Raw genomic sequence first — 15,675 nt, 5'->3', positions numbered from 1 at the left:
TTCGCAGTTTACGCACCGTGACAAAACCCAAAGGGTTTTGCACTTGGCGCGGGGTGGAGCAGCCCGGTAGCTCGTCAGGCTCATAACCTGAAGGCCGCAGGTTCAAATCCTGCCCCCGCAACCAAATCTCCCGTGGTGAGCGCTTCCCGGGCGATCTAGCTCGGCGTCTTCCTGACGCGAGCGAATATCCTTATACATCGGATACATAACGTCCGCGCAAGCGCCGAGGAGCTTTCTCTTTTTGGACTCCGTGTCGAGCTCGGCTCCGCAACCTCAGACGCGGTGCCGTCCCCGATTTCGCTCGCCGATGACCGAGATTTGGAGCCAGCCGCGCTGGTCGGTTTCGGCGCAGGCCCCGCGGGACACCGCTTCCCAGAAGTGACGACTTACCGGACCACCAAGACAGGCACCGGGCTGCTCGCGAGGACTTCCGATGTCTGGCTCCCGAGCACCAGCTTTCTTAAACCCCTACGGCCGTGTGATGCCATGACGATCAAATCGCAGTCGAGAGCCTTGGCCTCCTCAACAATCGCTTCGGCCGGATAAGCCTGCGGGATATGGACAGTGTTCGCCTGCACGCCGAGCTTTTCTGCTGCTCTCTTGACCCCAGCCAGCACTCTCTCGGCTGTTTCCTTTTGACCGGCTTCATACTGGGCCATCTCTGTCGGCCCGGGAATATAGGCGCCGGCAATCCCGGCATGCGCGTAGACAGGGAACCGCTCTGTTGCCATGATTATCGTCACGCGGGCCTTGAGGCTGCTTGCAAGCGACAGCCCATGATCGACACCCTTCTGCGCTACTTCCGATCCATCGGTAGAAATGAGAATATGGTTGTACATACTTGTCGTCTCCCGTCTGGTCCAAGGCATTTGTGCCCACCACGCAAGGTACTATCGTTTCGCAACTAACGATACGGTTGTAGACGGAGAAATCGCCAGAACGGACTGGCGGAGGTTGGCCATCGCGCCACATGCAACGCACCTCCACTGTGGACGGATTACACCGCTGGGGACCTGCGCTACCGTGTCAGTCAACGTATGCCTGTGCACAGCGACATTCTCAAATCTGTCATATCGGCTGGTTCGAAGCGGCGTGGCACTCAGGCCTCCGATGAAACGGGGCTGCTGCACTCTCCTTTTCGTGGAATGACACCAATGCAGAACAATTCGGCAGTGATTATCGAGGGCGCGACCGTCATTTTTGGCGACCGTCTGGAGCCCGCTTCCGTGCGCATCGAAGACGGCCGGATCATGGCGGTCGACGGTGCACGCGACGGAGCGGACATTGTGGATGGACGCGGCTCTCTCCTCGCTCCGGCTTTTGTGGACATTCATGGCGATGCCTTCGAGCGGCAGATCATGCCGCGGCCGGGGACGATGCTCCCCGTCGCTCCTGCGCTGCTCGAAACAGACCGTCAGCTTGCCGCCAATGGGATAGCGACTGCCTACCACGCCCTGACGCTGAGCTGGGAGCCGGGGCTTCGATCTGTGGAAAACGGTTACGCCGTCGTCCGCGCTCTCGACGCACTCGGCCCGCGTCTGACGGTGGACAATCGTGTCCAGCTCCGTTGGGAAACCTTCTGCTTCGAGGCGATCGAGCTTATTCGCGAGGCGCTCGCCGGACCGCGCCTGCCGTCGATTGCCTTCAGCGACCACACATCAATGGCAATGCTGCATCCCTCGATACCGTTGCAGGAGCGGCCGTTTGACCTCGATCCGGCCTTCCCGGCAGTCGACCCCGAAACGCCTGCGTTCGCGGAGAAGATGGCGGAACGCGCCAAGCGGGCCAAGATCCCGGTGTCTGACATGGTCGCGCTCGTCAGGAACATGTGGGATCGCCGTCCGCAAGTACCAGCCGCGATTGAAGAGGTGGCGACCCTCGGCCAGGCCGCCGGCGCACCGATGCTGTCGCATGACGATAGCCAGATTGAAACGCGCGACTTCTTCCGCGTCCGTGGCGCACGGATCAGTGAGTTCCCGACGAACAAGCGGGTGGCGCGGGCCGCCCGTGAGGCTGGTGACTTCATCGTCTTTGGCGCGCCGAACGCCACGCGCGGCGGTAGCCACATTGTTTCGATCGGTGCCGCCGATATGATTCGCGAGGGTCTCTGCGATATTCTCGCCTCGGACTATTATTATCCTGCGATGCTGCTTGGCCTGGCCAGGCTCAAGGCCGATGGCGTGGCACCGGTCCACGCGCTCTGGCCGCTCGTATCCGGCAATCCGGCGCGTGCGTCGGGGCTCTTCGATCGCGGCGTGATCGAAGTCGGAAAGCGGGCGGACCTCATATTGGTCGATTGGCCAGAGGGCGGCGCCCCCGTGGTTCGGCGCACCTGGGTCGCCGGCCGGGAAGCCTATTGCGCGGCGCCGATGGGCTGGTGACGAGTAGAGAAGCGGGCGAGCAACTGATGCAGAGCTAGAACGAGGCCCGTCGGGAGCTCCGCTCGTCCGCCCATCTCGCGCAAATCTTTAACCTCCGTCAGCTGCAGAGAAAGGCCGGCAGGACGAGCGGATCGTCAAGCGGCCCGAAAGTACGATCTGCCGGGGAGGGCGGTCGGAGCGATTGGCAAGGCGGTCGAGAATGAGCTGGGCTGCGTGTTCACCGATGGCCTGTACCGGCTGGGCGATGGTCGTCAGGTTCGGCTGGAAAACATCCGCCCAGGGAAAATCGTCGAAGCTCGACACCGAGATGTCATCGGGACAACGCAGCCCCATGTCCCGGATCGCCTTCATCACGCCGATGACCATCAGGTTGTTTGCCGAGAAAATGGCGCTCGGCCGTTCCGGCATCACGAGCAACTGCATGGCGGCATTATAGGCGTCTTTCTCGCGAAAGTTTCCGATGCGCACCAATGCGTCGTCCTGGGGAATGCCGGCATTGTCAAGCGCGCCGCGATAGCCGGCCAGCCGGCCGAGGCCGGTGGAGGTATCAAGCGAACCCGAGATGTAGCCGATCCGGCGATGGCCGAGGCCGACAAGATAGTCGATCGCGTCTTGTACCGCGCGCTGGTTGTCGAGGACGACGGCATCCGCCGCGATGCCGTGGCTGATGCGATCGATCAGTACGGTCGGGATACCGGCGCGCTGGAGGACGCGCTCAAGCGCATGGTCGTCGCCAGCCGGCGCAATGATCAGGCCGTCCACCATCCTGTCCAGGAGAAGCGAAATCTGCTCCTCCTGTTGCACCGGATCTTCGTCTGTGCAGCAGAGCATCACAGCGTAACCGGCGCGATGCAGCACATCCTGGATGACGGCGACGACATCCGTGAAGAACGGGTTGGTGATATCGGCGATGACGAGCCCGATCGTCTTGGTGGCGCCCGTCTTCAGGCTTCGGGCAATGGCGTTGCGTTTATAGCCGATGGCCGCAATCGCATTTTCGATTCTGCCACGCAGTTCGGAACTGACCGGCGCGGTACCATTGACGACCGCCGAGACCGTGGCAACCGAGACGCCTGCCGTCGCAGCGACGTCTAGCATGGTCGGCTGGGATTTTCGTCTTTTGGAAGAAATCCGGTCCATAATTCAAAACGTTTAGATCGATGCGTTGTCCAACATGTTACGAAAATGGCAAGTTCTTAGCAAGATCAAAGCGTTGGAGGGCGACTGATCTCTTGACAGATTCGAAACGTTTAGATTAGCTTCTACTGTCGCTTACAGCCGCGAGACAAAGATGGAAGGGAGGCCGTCATTGTCATGCAGGAAGAAGTGGGCCATTTGTCTTCGCGCGCCGACGCGCCACCTTCGTCCACCGCGCCTGTGCTGGAAGCGGTCGACGTCTCGAAGTCGTTTGGCGGAATTGCCGCGCTCAATCATGTGAAATTTGATCTGTTCGCCGGTGAGATCCACTCGCTGATGGGCGAGAACGGCGCCGGCAAATCGACCCTGATGAAAATCCTGTCCGGTGTCTACGCCGACTATGATGGCGCCGTCATCATCGACCAGGCTCCGGTTCACTTCGCGACGGTGCGCGACGCAGAGGTTGCCGGTGTCGCCATCATCCACCAGGAACTCAATCTCGTCCCTGAGCTGTCGATTGCCGACAATATCTTCCTAGGCAGGGAGCCCTTGATCGCCGGGTTGTTTGTCGATCGCCGAAAAAGCATGAATGCCGCCCGGACCCTGCTCACGCGGCTCGGCATCGATTTTGATCCCGAAGCACGGGTGTCGTCGCTCAGGATCGGCGAACAGCAGCTGGTCGAGATCGCAAAGGCGCTGTCGCTCGACGCCCGGATGCTCATCATGGACGAGCCGACATCGGCGCTGTCACCGAATGAATGCAAGCGGCTTTTCACGATCATGCGCCAGCTCGCATCGGAAGGGGTGGGCATCATCTACATCTCGCACCGGATCGACGAGGTAATGCAACTCAGCGATCGCGTCACGGTGTTCCGGGACGGCCGGCACGTCTGGACCAGGCCGAAGTCGGAGATCGATGAAGACATGGTCATCGCCGGCATGGTTGGCCGCAATCTCAGCCGTGCCGAAACCATCAGGCACGAAGCGACCGCCGTTGGCGGTGCAGTCCTGTCGGTGAGAAATCTGTCATTGTCCGTGGCCAACCGGCACGGCTGGAAGCAGGTCCTGACCGGCGTCAATTTCGAGGTCGCCTCAGGTGAAGTCCTTGGCATCGGCGGCCTGCTCGGGGCCGGGCGTACCGAGATCCTGCAGGCGATAACGGGCGCCAGCAACGGGGAGGCCGGCGGTGAGATTCTGATCGACGGGCAGCCGGTCACGATCCGCTCGCCGACGGACGCGCGCCGACTGGGCATTGCCTTCGTCACTGAGGACCGCAAGATGCAGGGACTTCACCTGCACGATACGATCACGGAGAATGTCGCGCTACCGCTCGTCAGCCGAATGGCGCGCTTCGGCCTGCGCGACTTTGCGGCGGAAGCGGCGGTTGCCGCCGACGCCATCAAGACGTTGGGTATTCGGGCCTCGGGCATTGAACAGGTCGCGGCAACGCTTTCCGGCGGAAACCAGCAGAAGGTCGTGATCGGCAAGTGCCTCGCCACGACGCCGCGCATCTTGCTGCTCGACGAGCCGACCCGCGGCATCGATGTGGGGGCAAAGAGCGACATCTACGACCTGATCTTCCGCCTGGCCGAAGCGGGTATGTCGATCGTCGTCGTGAGTTCGGAAATGCCGGAACTCCTGCATCTTTCCGACCGCATCCTCGTCATGTCCGAAGGACACCAGACCGGTATCCTGAACCGCGCGATCGCGACGGAGGAGCGGATCATGCAATTGGCGGCACCGCGATCCGGCAACAGGCAGGAGAAGGCATCCGCATGAATGTGATAAAGCTTGTTTCCCGCACGAAACTGTACTGGGGCCTGATCGCGATTTTCCTGATCGGTGTCGCCTGGTCGCCGGTGACGTCGTCGGGCAGGAACATATTTCTTTCCAGCGGCAACCTGCTCGACGTGCTGCGTCAGGTCTCGACGACGGGGCTTATCGCGACCGGCATGACGGCCGTCATCATCACCGGCGGCATCGACCTGTCGGTCGGTTCGTTGATGGCAATCTGCAGCGTCGTCTGTGCCATGTTCTTGACGGTTCCGGGGGACACACCCGCCTTCCTGCTCGGCGTGCCGTCGGTGCTGCTTGCCGCCCTCGTCATCGGGGCCGCCGTGACCCGGTTCATCTTCTCCAATCTTGAAAAGAGCCGCACTGGCTTCAGCCATAGCCGCGACCTGACGCTCGACCGCACGCGGGGCATCTATGTCCCGGCGCTGGTCGGTATCGCCCTCTGCACCGTGCTGCTCTTCTATATCGTGCCGCAGAGCGAAACCAAGTTCGGTGTGCTCGGCGTGCTGCTCGTCGTACCGGCCGTCGGCCTTCTGTTTGGCGCCATCAACGGCATCATCATCGTCGTCGGCCGCCTGCAGCCCTTCATCGTCACCCTGGCGATGATGGTGACTGCGCTCGGCATCGCTCGGCTGACGGCGGGTCAGAACAATGCGGTCCTGCCGGTTTATACCGGGTCGAACGCCACGGCCGATTTCGATATCCTCCGCTCGCTGGTCTTCGGCATCATTCCCATGCCCGGTATCTTTTTCATTGCGGCGATTGCGATTTATGCGGTCGTGCTGAAGTTCACTCCGTTCGGCCGCTTCGTTTATGCGATCGGCGGCAACGAGGAGGCGGCGCGGCTTTCAGGCATCGACAGCGGACGGGTCAAGATCGTCACCTATGCCGTCTCCGGCCTGCTCGCGGGCATCGCCGCGATCCTCTACGTTGCGCAGTATCGCCAGGGCAAGCCCGATGCCGGGGCTGGGCTGGAGCTCGACGCCATCGCCGCGGTGGTCATCGGCGGCACGAGCCTGATGGGGGGACGCGGCAGCCTTGCCGGCACCTTCTGCGGCGTGCTGATCTTCGGGCTGCTGTCGAATATCCTGCAGCTCCACAACATCAATTCCAACCTTCAGCTGGTGCTGAAGGGACTGATCATCATCGGCACCGTGCTCGTTCAGGAGCGCAATGCCCGCGATATTCTGGCGCGGTTGCGGCTGACACTGCCGCGGCCCGCGAGATCGGAGGCGTCCGGGGAGGAGCGTCCGCGCAAGGAGACCATGTCTCTCAACACTGGAGGAAACGGAAATGAAACGTCGTGACATGTTGAAGTTCGCGGTCGTCACTACCGCGCTTTTCACCACTACATCCCTTTTCGCTACGCATGGCGCGCTGGCGCAAGACAAGAAGTGGCGCATCGGGTTCTCCCAGGCGACCACGATCGAGCCCTGGCGGGCGCAGTTCAACAAGGACATCATCGCGGAAGCCGCAAAGCATCCCGAAGTCGAGCTGATCATCACCGACGGTGAGGACAAGACTGAAAAGCAGGTTGCGGATGTCGAAAACCTGATCCGCCAGGAAGTCAATGCGCTGCTGATCTCGCCGAAGGAATCCGCTGGCCTCACCGGCGTCGTCCAGCAGGCGATCGACGCCAAGATTCCGGTCTTCGTCTTGGATCGCAACGTCGAAACCGACAAGTACGTCCAGTTCGTCGGCGGCGACAACAAGCTGATCGGTCGGGCTGCGGGGGAATATGCCGTTGAACTTCTCGGCGGGCCCGGTAAGGCGCAGGGCAATGTCGTCGAGATCTGGGGCGGCATGGGAACCCAGCCGGCACACGACCGGCACGACGGCTTCCACGAATTTACCGACAAGGAGCCGGGCATCAAGAACCTGCTCGACCAGCAGTCGGGCGACTGGAAGCAGGACCAGGCCTACAACATCATGGCCACCGCGCTCCGCAACAATGAGAAGATCGACCTCGTCTATGGCCACAACGATCCGATGGCCTATGGCGCCTACCTCGCTGCCAAGGATGCCGGACGTGAGAAGGACATCAAGTTCATCGGCATCGATGCGCTTCCCGGAGAAGGCGTGACCTGGGTGAACAATGGTGAACTCAGTGCGACCTTCCTCTATGCAACGCCGGGCGCGGAAGGCCTGCGTCAGGCGATCAAGTATCTCGGCGGAGAAAAAGTCGAAAAGAATGTCGTCTTGCCGACGCTCAAGGTGACAAAGGAAAATGCAGGCCAGATCATGAAGGACAACGGCCTCTAACTCAGCGTAAACCTGACAGTAAAGAAGGGTCGGCTATCCCAGCCGGCCCTTTTTGTGTCCATACGGGTCCGCACCTGTTCGACGGTCAGTCCGGTCCGCTAAACCACTGTAGTAGTCGGCGGCATCCGCGCATTCGTCGATAGCCTGGCGGAATAACGGGCTTGGGGAGAGCTTGGATGGCTGCCTGGGGGCGAAGGCTGCGTAAAACTCGAGGGGATTGTGAAGCTTCCGAGTTTTGCGGCTTTCCACCGAGGCTCAACCGGTGGACCACTGGAGCACTTTGTCCAACCGTGAAACGGTCGCTCACCTATACCTCTGTATAATTCGCTCCATCACGCGTTTCGAATATCAGTAGGCGGATCCGTCGTGTCGGCGGCAAGGAAGCGCAAGTCTTTTTACGTGTTCGCATGAAAACCGCTTGTCTTTTCCGTAAGCTCTCTAGCTGTCAGCGCAGCGTTTCATCACAAGCGATTTTGGAGGTATCATGTCTGTCCCCGACGATCAGATCCTCACGCTGCAGGTTGCCAATATGCCACCGCAGGATACGGGAGCGAGCATCGCCCGCGTCTCCACGAAGGCGATGACCAAGCTCGGCGTACGAGAAGGCGAGCTTATTGAGCTCATCGGCAAGCGGCATACGGCCGCGATCGCGATGGGGCCCTATTCCGATGATGAGGGCCTGAACCTGATCAGGCTCGACGGCCTTCAGCGCGTAAATGCAGGCGCAACAAGCGGCGACCATATCGAAGTTCGCAAGGCGGAGGTCAGGCCGGCGACGAAGGTTGTCCTCGCGCCGGCGCAGAAGAACCTGGTGTTGCAGGGACCGGGTGAAGCTTTGCAGCGCACGTTTCTTCACCGCCCAATGGTGGCCGGCGACGTTGTATCGACCTCAGTCCAGCAACGCGTAAGAGATCCCCGCGCTGCGGACCCGCTGCTACGGAGCGTACTCGATCTTCCCGCCTACGGTCTGCAGGAAATCAGGCTCGTCGTTGTCTCGACACAGCCGAGAGGCATCGTCCAGATGAACGAGCAGACGGTTGTCGAATTGCGTTCGCAGTTTGAGGAACCGAAGGAAGCACGCCGAGCTGACGTAACGTACGACGATATCGGCGGACTCGGCACCTCTGTCGAGCAAGTCCGCGAGATGGTGGAGCTGCCACTGCGCCATCCCGAGTTGTTTCAGCGCCTCGGCATCGAACCGCCAAAGGGCGTGCTTCTCTATGGCCCCCCGGGCACCGGCAAGACGCTGTTGGCCCGTGCTGTCGCCAATGAGACGGAAGCCAACTTCTACCACATCGCCGGTCCCGAGATCATGGGCAGCCGCTACGGGGAGTCCGAGGAACGTTTGCGGCAGGTCTTTCAGGAAGCCTCGCAGAATGCGCCATCAATCATCTTCATCGACGAAATCGACTCCATCGCGCCAAAGCGCGAGCAGGTGACCGGAGAAGTCGAACGGCGAATTGTCGCCCAGTTGCTAACCCTTATGGATGGGCTGGAGCCGAGGCAGAATATTGTTGTCATCGGCGCGACGAACAGGCGAGACGCGATTGACGAGGCGCTCCGCCGTCCCGGGCGTTTCGACCGCGAAATCGTCATTGGCGTACCGGACCAGCGCGGCCGGCGCGAGGTGCTCGCGATCCACACCAGGGGCATGCCACTCGCCGAGAACACCGATCTCGATGAGATCGCGAGGACGACCTACGGCTTTGTCGGAGCGGATCTCGGTGCGTTGGTTCGCGAAGCGGCGATGGATGCGCTGCGCCGTGTTCTTCCCGATATCAATCTGAAGCAGGGTATCCCAACCGAGATCCTTGAAAAGCTCACGGTCTCTCAGGACGATTTCACGTCCGCCATGAAGCGCATTCAACCTTCCGCGTTGCGCGAAATCATGATCCAGGCGCCGAACGTCCGTTGGGACGATGTCGGAGGTTTGGACGAAGCGCAGATGAGACTGAAGGAAGGGGTGGAACTGCCGCTCAGGTCACCGCAGTCCTTTAGGCAGATGGGCATTCGCCCTGCAAAGGGATTTCTCTTGTTTGGACCTCCTGGGACCGGGAAGACACTGTTGGCAAAGGCCGTGGCGCGCGAAGCCGAAGCGAACTTCGTGGCAACCAAATCGTCCGATCTGCTTTCGAAATGGTACGGCGAGTCCGAGCAGCAGGTTTCGCGGCTCTTCGAACGCGCACGACAGGTTGCCCCGACCGTCATCTTCATCGATGAAATCGACTCGCTGGCCCCCGTCCGCGGCGGCGGGCTGGGTGAGCCGGCGGTGACCGAGCGGGTCGTCAACACGCTACTGGCCGAAATGGATGGGTTGGAAGACATGCAGGGCGTCGTCGTGATGGCAGCGACCAATCGGCCGAATTTGCTCGATCCGGCACTGCTGCGACCGGGGCGCTTTGACGAACTGGTCTATGTTCCCGTGCCGGATGCAAAAGCGCGGCGGAAGATCCTTGGCATCCATACGAAGAAGATGCCGCTCGCCGACGATGTTGATCTCGATGAACTCGCCGACAAGACGGAGCGGTTTACAGGGGCAGATCTCGAAGACCTGACACGGCGAGCAGGGCTGATTGCACTGCGTCAGTCTCTGACTGCGTCGACGGTGACAAAGGAGAATTTCGCCATGGCCCTGCAGGAGGTTCGACCGTCGGTCACGGCAGAAGCCGAACGGGAGTATGAGGAGATGCTGCGCACGCTCCGCCAGGAAAATCCGCAGCGCATGCAGATCGGCTTCACGCCCCTCAGGCAGGCTGGAGAGTAGGGGCGCCAGATTAAGTAGTGATCGACCGTGGCGGCTCTGCCGGTCCAGTGCGGGGCGGCCGGGCTTCCGCGCTCCATGCTGAGCCAGGTGAAGCTCCGTGACGCCACCTGTTCTGCGCCGCGTGGGTGGCTGATCGGCCGTTCGTCATCTCAGCAAAGTTGATTTCTTGCGGGGTGTAGGCTTCCGCGGCTTTGGCGGCAGGCCGGCATCGCAGTTCCGCTCGATCAGGGCTTCGGTGACGGACTCGTCGGCATAGGTCTCCTGCATCCGGATGTATATCGCAGACAGGCCCGGATCGAGGGAAAGCGCTTGCCGAACCAAGAGTTCAGCCTTTCCGCTGTTGCCGCAGGCCATGCTAGCCGCGATCTGATAAAGCAACGTCCGCCTGGTCTGAAACGGTAGTGTCAAGGCGACGCGCATCATGTCTTCGAAGCGGTCCAGCGCGTAGAGGGCCGCCACCCGCTCTTCAGTGATCCAGACCGGCAGAAAGGGATCGAGTGTCTCGGCACGATCAAGCATTCCAAGGGCGTGCTCAGCCTCTCCGACATAGACATAGAACGCGGCGCTGCGGCCGAGAATATAGGCGTCGTTCGGAGCGAGTTCCTTGGCGCGTATGTGATGGTAACGCGCCGAGGCGAAGTCGCCCGATTTCATCTTGATCGCGCCCATGATGCGATGGGCTTCCGGGTCGGTCGGGTCGAGTGCAAGCGCATGCGCAACCTGCTTTTCGGCCTCATGAAGGTCAAAGCTTGGCAAGTTGCTCCACGAGCAGACGTGCATGGCGAAGGGGCGGCCGAAACCGGGATCAGCGGTCATTGACCGCTCGAACCAGGTCATGGCTTCGTGTATGTGGGTGTCCGAAACGCCAACCAAGCGATGATGGTCCAGTCCCCGTAGGTAATACTCATAGGCCGTCATGTTCTCCGGGCGCTTTAGCCGCGCGGCCGCAAGTTCCGACTGCTCGACCCGTCCGGACACGGTTGCTGCGACACGCGCGATGATTTCATCCATGACATCAAGCAGTTCGCGAAACGGACGCGTTATGCGATCGGACCAGATGACGAGACCCTCTCCGGTTTCCGTCAGCGAGATGTTGACCCTGAGGTCGTCGCCCGCTTGCCGGATCGAGCCGCTGACGACGTAGCCGACGCCGAGAAGGCGGCCGATCTCGACCGGGTCTTTGGTCGTCAGTGCGGTCGCGGCCGAACGGGAACTGACAAACAACCCCTTCAGCCGGCTCAGTTCAAGAGTCAGGTCGTCGGTGATGCCGTCCGCCAGGAAGGATTGATCCGCAATGGCGCCGGGCGCAATGTCGAACCGCGCCACGGCGATCGAGTTTGTCCGGGGAGGCTGTGCAGCATTGGGAGAGGATCGTGTTGGAGCGAACTGATAGAGGTGGCGGTCCACCAGTTCAGTAACCCGGTAAATCCGTATCGGCTCGAAAATTCCTTTCAGTCGACGTTCGCCGATGTCTTCAAATCCACAAGGCGAGACCCGACGGACCTGGTCGTAAAGCACCCCCGAAACCTCGATTGCGCCAGGTGGCGCAGACGCCTCAATTCGCGCGGCTATGTTCACGCCATCGCCGCGCAAGTCCGAGCCCACGACGACGACATCCGCGACATGCAGGCCGAAACGCATGTCGCCGCCACTCGAGCCAGGAAGGGCAGCGATCTCGGCGCGCGCCTCGATGGCGGCCCTAAGCGCATTGACTGGGCTGCCGAACTCGGCGAGCAGGGCATCGCCCGCGGTGCCGAAGACGCGGCCATCATGGCGCTGGATGACCATGCGAACAGTGTCGAGGACAGCGTCAATCCGGGTGATCGCTCCTTCCTCGTCCGTTTCCATCGCAGGGGTGGAGCCGACGAAATCTCCGACCATGATCGTGGCCAGCTTGCGCTGCATTCTCGATCCCTCCCGCCACAAAAGCACGTGGTGACAATGTAGCACATCAACAGGCTTGGGTGTTTTACGATTGCCAACGACAGCGGCGGGTGCGAACGGTGCTGTGGGAGCACGCACATCGACGTGCAAGCTGCCTGCAGGACTAAGGACGATAGGGGCCCGGCGGATTTGCGATGAAATCGAGATCATAACGTGCGACTTCATCCGAGACCGTCTCGATCAAACTCAATCTTGCCAGGAGCCGCCGCACATCGGCCTGCATCGCGATCATGTGCGGGGTTCGCCTATGGAACTCGTGTGCCTCCGCATCGCGAAAGCCTTCGATCAGAACCACCACGTCGTCTTCATCCTTGTGCCGATGATACTCAAAAAACACACAGCCTGGCTCAGCGCGCGTGGACACAACATGCGGCTCCATAGCGGCAAGGAACGCCTCTCGCATTCCCTGCTTGCAGGTGAGCCAACCCGTTATGAGTTTCATATGGGCACCTCGAATTTCTGTATCACTCGCCCTGACACGGAGGCTACTAACATTCGACGTGGGTGCAGACCTCAAGGTCCATGTCCAGGTTGTAACTTATAGCGCAGGCTGCTTCTGGCGCGAAGTGGACACCGTCCGCCACGGGGCGAGCGAAGACGAATTCTTGAGCGCGCCAGGAAGTGTCTCGACATTGCGTATATGCTAATCTGAGTGGCCATTGGCTGACTTGATGGGGGTGGGCGACAATGAAGCAACGGCTTTCTGTCATCATGGCCTCTGACGTGGTCGGCTATAGTCGACTGATGGGGATCGACGAGAAAGGCACACTTTCCGCTCTAAAATTGCACCGACACGAACTTTGGGACGTGAAAATCGCGTTGTATCAGGGCCATACAATCAAGCTTGTTGGCGATGGGATGCTGACGGAGTTTCAGACTGCTGAAGAGGCGGTCCTGTGCGCGATCGAGATCCAATCGGAGATGCAGAAACGCAATGCGCGTGTCCCCGGCGATCGCAGGATAGAATTTCGGATCGGTATAAATATCGGCGACCTTATCTTCGAGGACGACGATGTTTACGGCGATGGCGTGAACGTTGCAGCTCGCATTGAGAATGTCGCGAAACCGGGAGGCATAGCGATATCCGCATCGGTGCGCGACACCTTAGGCAAGCGTCTGGGCATCCGCTTCGAAGATGTGGGCGAGCACGCACTGAAGAACATCGAGCGGCCAATTCGCATCTTCAACATCATCGTCGACGACGGTGCAGAAGGGGCGAATCCTGAGTTTATTGCGACACCCAAGCCTGCCGTGCAGTCGGTCGGAACGCGCCTTGGGCCGGAGTTTTCGCCGAACAGAACATTGCTGTACGTTTCGAAGTTCTCAAATCTCAGCGGCGATCCAGACCAGGATTATTTCGCGGCGGGATTAACAGAAGATGTCGCGGCAGGTTTGGCGCGGTTCTCCAGGCTGATCGTTGTCGCTCAACAACCGCCCTCAGAGCAACAGCACGCCGAGTCAATCCCGCACTACGTCCTCGAGGGGAGCGTGAGGCGACTTGGCAATCGTGTCAGGGTGAGTGCCAACCTCATCAATGTTTCGGGTGAACGAATCTGGGCGGAAAAATACGACTTCGACCTTATCGACATCTTTCACATTCAGGACGAGCTGTCCCGCTCCATACCGGCCGCGCTGAGCGTCAAGATAGAAGAGGCGGAGCGTCAACGCGCCCTGAGCAAGCCTGTTACATCGCTGAAAGCCTACGATCTGTATTTGCGGGGCCGGCATCTTCATCAGGGCTCGAGCCAAGAGGATGTGCGACTTGCGCGGGAAATGTATCTCGCCGCGATAGCCGATGATCCGGAGTTTCCGCGGCCTTACATCGGGTTGGCCTGGATCGAGCTTCGGAAGCTGAAATGGAACGAAATCGTTGAAATCGATACCGCGCTTGCGACCGCATCGGCCCTGCTAAGCAAAGCCCTGAAGCTAAACCCGATCGACGCTGATACCCACTGGGCTCTTGGCGTCGTTCACCTTTGGAGGGGAGAGGCCGAGCGAGCCGTAGCCTGCTATGAGCGTGCCCGAGAACTGGCTCCCAGCAACTGTGACCTCCTCGCCGAATATTGCGATGCCCTTGGTTATCTTGGGCGCCTTGACGATGCCGTTAGGATGGGAGAGCTTGCCGTTCGCCTCAATCCGAGCCGCCCCGACTGGTATCTCTGGGATATCGCCGCAGCCAAATTTCTTTCGGGAAAATATTTGGAGGCACTGTCCCTTCTGGAGAAAATGGCCGAGCTTGGGCCCGCCTATCGCCTGCTTGCAGCGACCTACGCCCAACTGGGGCGGCTTGAAGAGGCGCGCCAGGCCGCGCGCGAACTTCTGAAGGTCAATCCTGACTTCTCGATCGAGCGTTACAGTTCGCGTGCACCCTATCTCGATAAGACGCTCATGGCCAAATACATCGAAGGCCTACGACTAGCGGGTCTGCCGGAGTAGGTTGGCGATCTGAAAGTCTAATGGACATGTCGACAAAGCAGCTCAATTGACGAAATGTTGCATATGCACTACAAAACGAGATCCGATTGAATGCTGGGGCGAGATGGCCATGGATCGACGTGATTCCAACTCTGATATCGTCAGCGAGGTCGTATCCGGGTGCTTGATGACGAGGAGCAGGCGCATCTCCCGGGTGATTACAAACATCTATGATCAGGAATTGCGTGACTACGGCCTCAATGCATCGCAGTTCTCGATGTTGATCATGATTGCAAAACTGGGTGGTGCTAGCCGCGCCGAGATCGGCCGCGCAAACTTTCAGGATCGGACGACCTTGACCCGCAGTCTTGCACCGCTTCTTGCAGAAGGTTGGATCGAAGAGCTTCCGACGGATGGCGGCCGCAGTAGACCGGTCGTCATTTCGGATTCTGGAAAAAAGCTCCTCAATGACGCCGCGCCTGCCTGGCGCGAGGCGCAGCGGAAAGCCAGCCAGCTCGTTGGCGATGTTGGTGCAAAAGCCATCATTGGCGTTGCCGAGAGTCTTCCGAGAGTAGACGAGCAGAAGTGAAGACGATCTCGGCGCCTCGGTTCCTTAACTTTCTCAACGTGAAGCAAAGCCTCGGCGACGCCGTTGATCCCAGTCCTGCACGATAGCCTTTGCGCTCATCGGGCAGGGCCGTTGTCTTACAGACCACGCTTCGTCGGCGCTACTTCGCCGCCCGTATTTCAGCGACAGTATTCTGAGGTTTCTGGAGGTGCGGGTAGTGGCCGATACCCGGCAAAACAGTCATGGGCGCACCGGTTCGCCGCGCAAATTCCTCTTCCATCTCGTCGGCCGTGAAGAACACGGAAGCTGCTGATTAGACATAGGAATCGAAGGATCTGCAGATCTTCTAATTGCCGGAAACAGCCACCGAACGGGCTGTTTCCTTGCAAAATCAGTTTGAGGTTTCCCTG

11 protein-coding genes and 1 tRNA gene are annotated in these 15,675 nt (G+C 60.1%); 8 read left to right on the top strand and 4 right to left on the bottom strand.

All coding sequences use genetic code 11. The features are described 5' to 3' along the window. The first annotated feature begins 47 nt into the window (after positions 1–47). Positions 48–124: transfer RNA gene (locus tag IB244_RS30625), tRNA-Met, on the top strand. Positions 125–386: 262 nt separating this feature from the next. Here the strand turns inward: IB244_RS30625 and IB244_RS30620 are convergent. Continuing rightward, complete coding sequence (locus IB244_RS30620; RefSeq protein ID WP_025660092.1) at positions 387–839, bottom strand: universal stress protein; 453 nt, start codon at positions 837–839, stop codon at positions 387–389. A 315-nt stretch (positions 840–1,154) separates the two neighbouring features. Between IB244_RS30620 and IB244_RS30615 the strand changes: the two genes are divergently transcribed. Next, on the top strand, positions 1,155–2,381 hold the full coding sequence (locus tag IB244_RS30615; RefSeq protein WP_192306734.1) for an alpha-D-ribose 1-methylphosphonate 5-triphosphate diphosphatase: 1,227 nt from the start codon (positions 1,155–1,157) through the stop codon (positions 2,379–2,381). An 87-nt stretch (positions 2,382–2,468) separates the two neighbouring features. Here the strand turns inward: IB244_RS30615 and IB244_RS30610 are convergent, their stop codons facing one another. Then, a complete protein-coding gene (locus IB244_RS30610; RefSeq protein ID WP_018113060.1) occupies positions 2,469–3,479 on the bottom strand; it encodes a LacI family DNA-binding transcriptional regulator in 1,011 nt (336 codons plus the stop codon). 216 nt (positions 3,480–3,695) lie between these two features. On the opposite strand from IB244_RS30610, the gene IB244_RS30605 reads away from it, so the two are divergent. From IB244_RS30605 to IB244_RS30590, 4 genes are all read left to right on the top strand, one after another. After that, the gene (locus tag IB244_RS30605) at positions 3,696–5,297 is read left to right on the top strand and encodes a sugar ABC transporter ATP-binding protein (protein WP_192306732.1); all 1,602 of its coding nucleotides are present in this window, start codon (positions 3,696–3,698) and stop codon (positions 5,295–5,297) included. Then, positions 5,294–6,619, top strand: a complete 1,326-nt coding sequence (locus tag IB244_RS30600) for an ABC transporter permease (RefSeq protein ID WP_192306729.1) — start codon at positions 5,294–5,296, stop codon at positions 6,617–6,619. The genes IB244_RS30605 and IB244_RS30600 overlap by 4 nt, the downstream gene beginning before the upstream one ends. Then, entirely contained in the window at positions 6,606–7,574 is a 969-nt protein-coding gene (locus IB244_RS30595) for a substrate-binding domain-containing protein (protein WP_018113584.1), read from the top strand. The genes IB244_RS30600 and IB244_RS30595 overlap by 14 nt, the downstream gene beginning before the upstream one ends. Before the next feature lie 484 nt (positions 7,575–8,058). Beyond that, on the top strand, positions 8,059–10,338 hold the full coding sequence (locus tag IB244_RS30590; protein WP_018857249.1) for a CDC48 family AAA ATPase: 2,280 nt from the start codon (positions 8,059–8,061) through the stop codon (positions 10,336–10,338). Positions 10,339–10,482: 144 nt separating this feature from the next. On the opposite strand, the gene IB244_RS30585 is transcribed toward IB244_RS30590, so the two are convergent. Both IB244_RS30585 and IB244_RS30580 read right to left on the bottom strand, forming a co-directional pair. Continuing rightward, the gene (locus IB244_RS30585; RefSeq protein WP_018857250.1) at positions 10,483–12,243 is read right to left on the bottom strand and encodes an adenylate/guanylate cyclase domain-containing protein; all 1,761 of its coding nucleotides are present in this window, start codon (positions 12,241–12,243) and stop codon (positions 10,483–10,485) included. 142 nt (positions 12,244–12,385) lie between these two features. Next, positions 12,386–12,724: a putative quinol monooxygenase gene (locus IB244_RS30580; protein ID WP_018857251.1), complete on the bottom strand. Its 339-nt coding sequence runs from the start codon at positions 12,722–12,724 to the stop codon at positions 12,386–12,388. A 245-nt stretch (positions 12,725–12,969) separates the two neighbouring features. On the opposite strand from IB244_RS30580, the gene IB244_RS30575 reads away from it, so the two are divergent. Together IB244_RS30575 and IB244_RS30570 are read left to right on the top strand one after the other, a co-directional pair. Beyond that, positions 12,970–14,718: an adenylate/guanylate cyclase domain-containing protein gene (locus IB244_RS30575; RefSeq protein ID WP_018857252.1), complete on the top strand. Its 1,749-nt coding sequence runs from the start codon at positions 12,970–12,972 to the stop codon at positions 14,716–14,718. A 109-nt stretch (positions 14,719–14,827) separates the two neighbouring features. Then, positions 14,828–15,286, top strand: a complete 459-nt coding sequence (locus tag IB244_RS30570) for a MarR family winged helix-turn-helix transcriptional regulator (RefSeq protein WP_245267952.1) — start codon at positions 14,828–14,830, stop codon at positions 15,284–15,286. The last annotated feature ends 389 nt before the right edge of the window (positions 15,287–15,675 follow it).

It is taken from the genome of Rhizobium sp. RHZ02 (genome assembly GCF_014851575.1).
Lineage (GTDB): Bacteria > Pseudomonadota > Alphaproteobacteria > Rhizobiales > Rhizobiaceae > Rhizobium > Rhizobium altiplani.
The sequence above is the reverse complement of the archived record's forward strand: the minus strand, read 5'-3'. Positions and strand labels throughout refer to the sequence as shown.

What these genes read in the sequence shown, in the direction of transcription:
- IB244_RS30580 (WP_018857251.1), bottom strand. Translation starts at nt 12,724, where the DNA reads ATGAAACTCATAACGGGTTGGCTCACCTGCAAGCAGGGAATGCGAGAG.
- IB244_RS30605 (WP_192306732.1), top strand. Translation starts at nt 3,696, where the DNA reads ATGCAGGAAGAAGTGGGCCATTTGTCTTCGCGCGCCGACGCGCCACCT.
- IB244_RS30615 (WP_192306734.1), top strand. Translation starts at nt 1,155, where the DNA reads ATGCAGAACAATTCGGCAGTGATTATCGAGGGCGCGACCGTCATTTTT.
- IB244_RS30620 (WP_025660092.1), bottom strand. Translation starts at nt 839, where the DNA reads ATGTACAACCATATTCTCATTTCTACCGATGGATCGGAAGTAGCGCAG.
- IB244_RS30575 (WP_018857252.1), top strand. Translation starts at nt 12,970, where the DNA reads ATGAAGCAACGGCTTTCTGTCATCATGGCCTCTGACGTGGTCGGCTAT.
- IB244_RS30570 (WP_245267952.1), top strand. Translation starts at nt 14,828, where the DNA reads ATGGATCGACGTGATTCCAACTCTGATATCGTCAGCGAGGTCGTATCC.
- IB244_RS30595 (WP_018113584.1), top strand. Translation starts at nt 6,606, where the DNA reads ATGAAACGTCGTGACATGTTGAAGTTCGCGGTCGTCACTACCGCGCTT.
- IB244_RS30590 (WP_018857249.1), top strand. Translation starts at nt 8,059, where the DNA reads ATGTCTGTCCCCGACGATCAGATCCTCACGCTGCAGGTTGCCAATATG.
- IB244_RS30600 (WP_192306729.1), top strand. Translation starts at nt 5,294, where the DNA reads ATGAATGTGATAAAGCTTGTTTCCCGCACGAAACTGTACTGGGGCCTG.
- IB244_RS30610 (WP_018113060.1), bottom strand. Translation starts at nt 3,479, where the DNA reads ATGCTAGACGTCGCTGCGACGGCAGGCGTCTCGGTTGCCACGGTCTCG.
- IB244_RS30585 (WP_018857250.1), bottom strand. Translation starts at nt 12,243, where the DNA reads ATGCAGCGCAAGCTGGCCACGATCATGGTCGGAGATTTCGTCGGCTCC.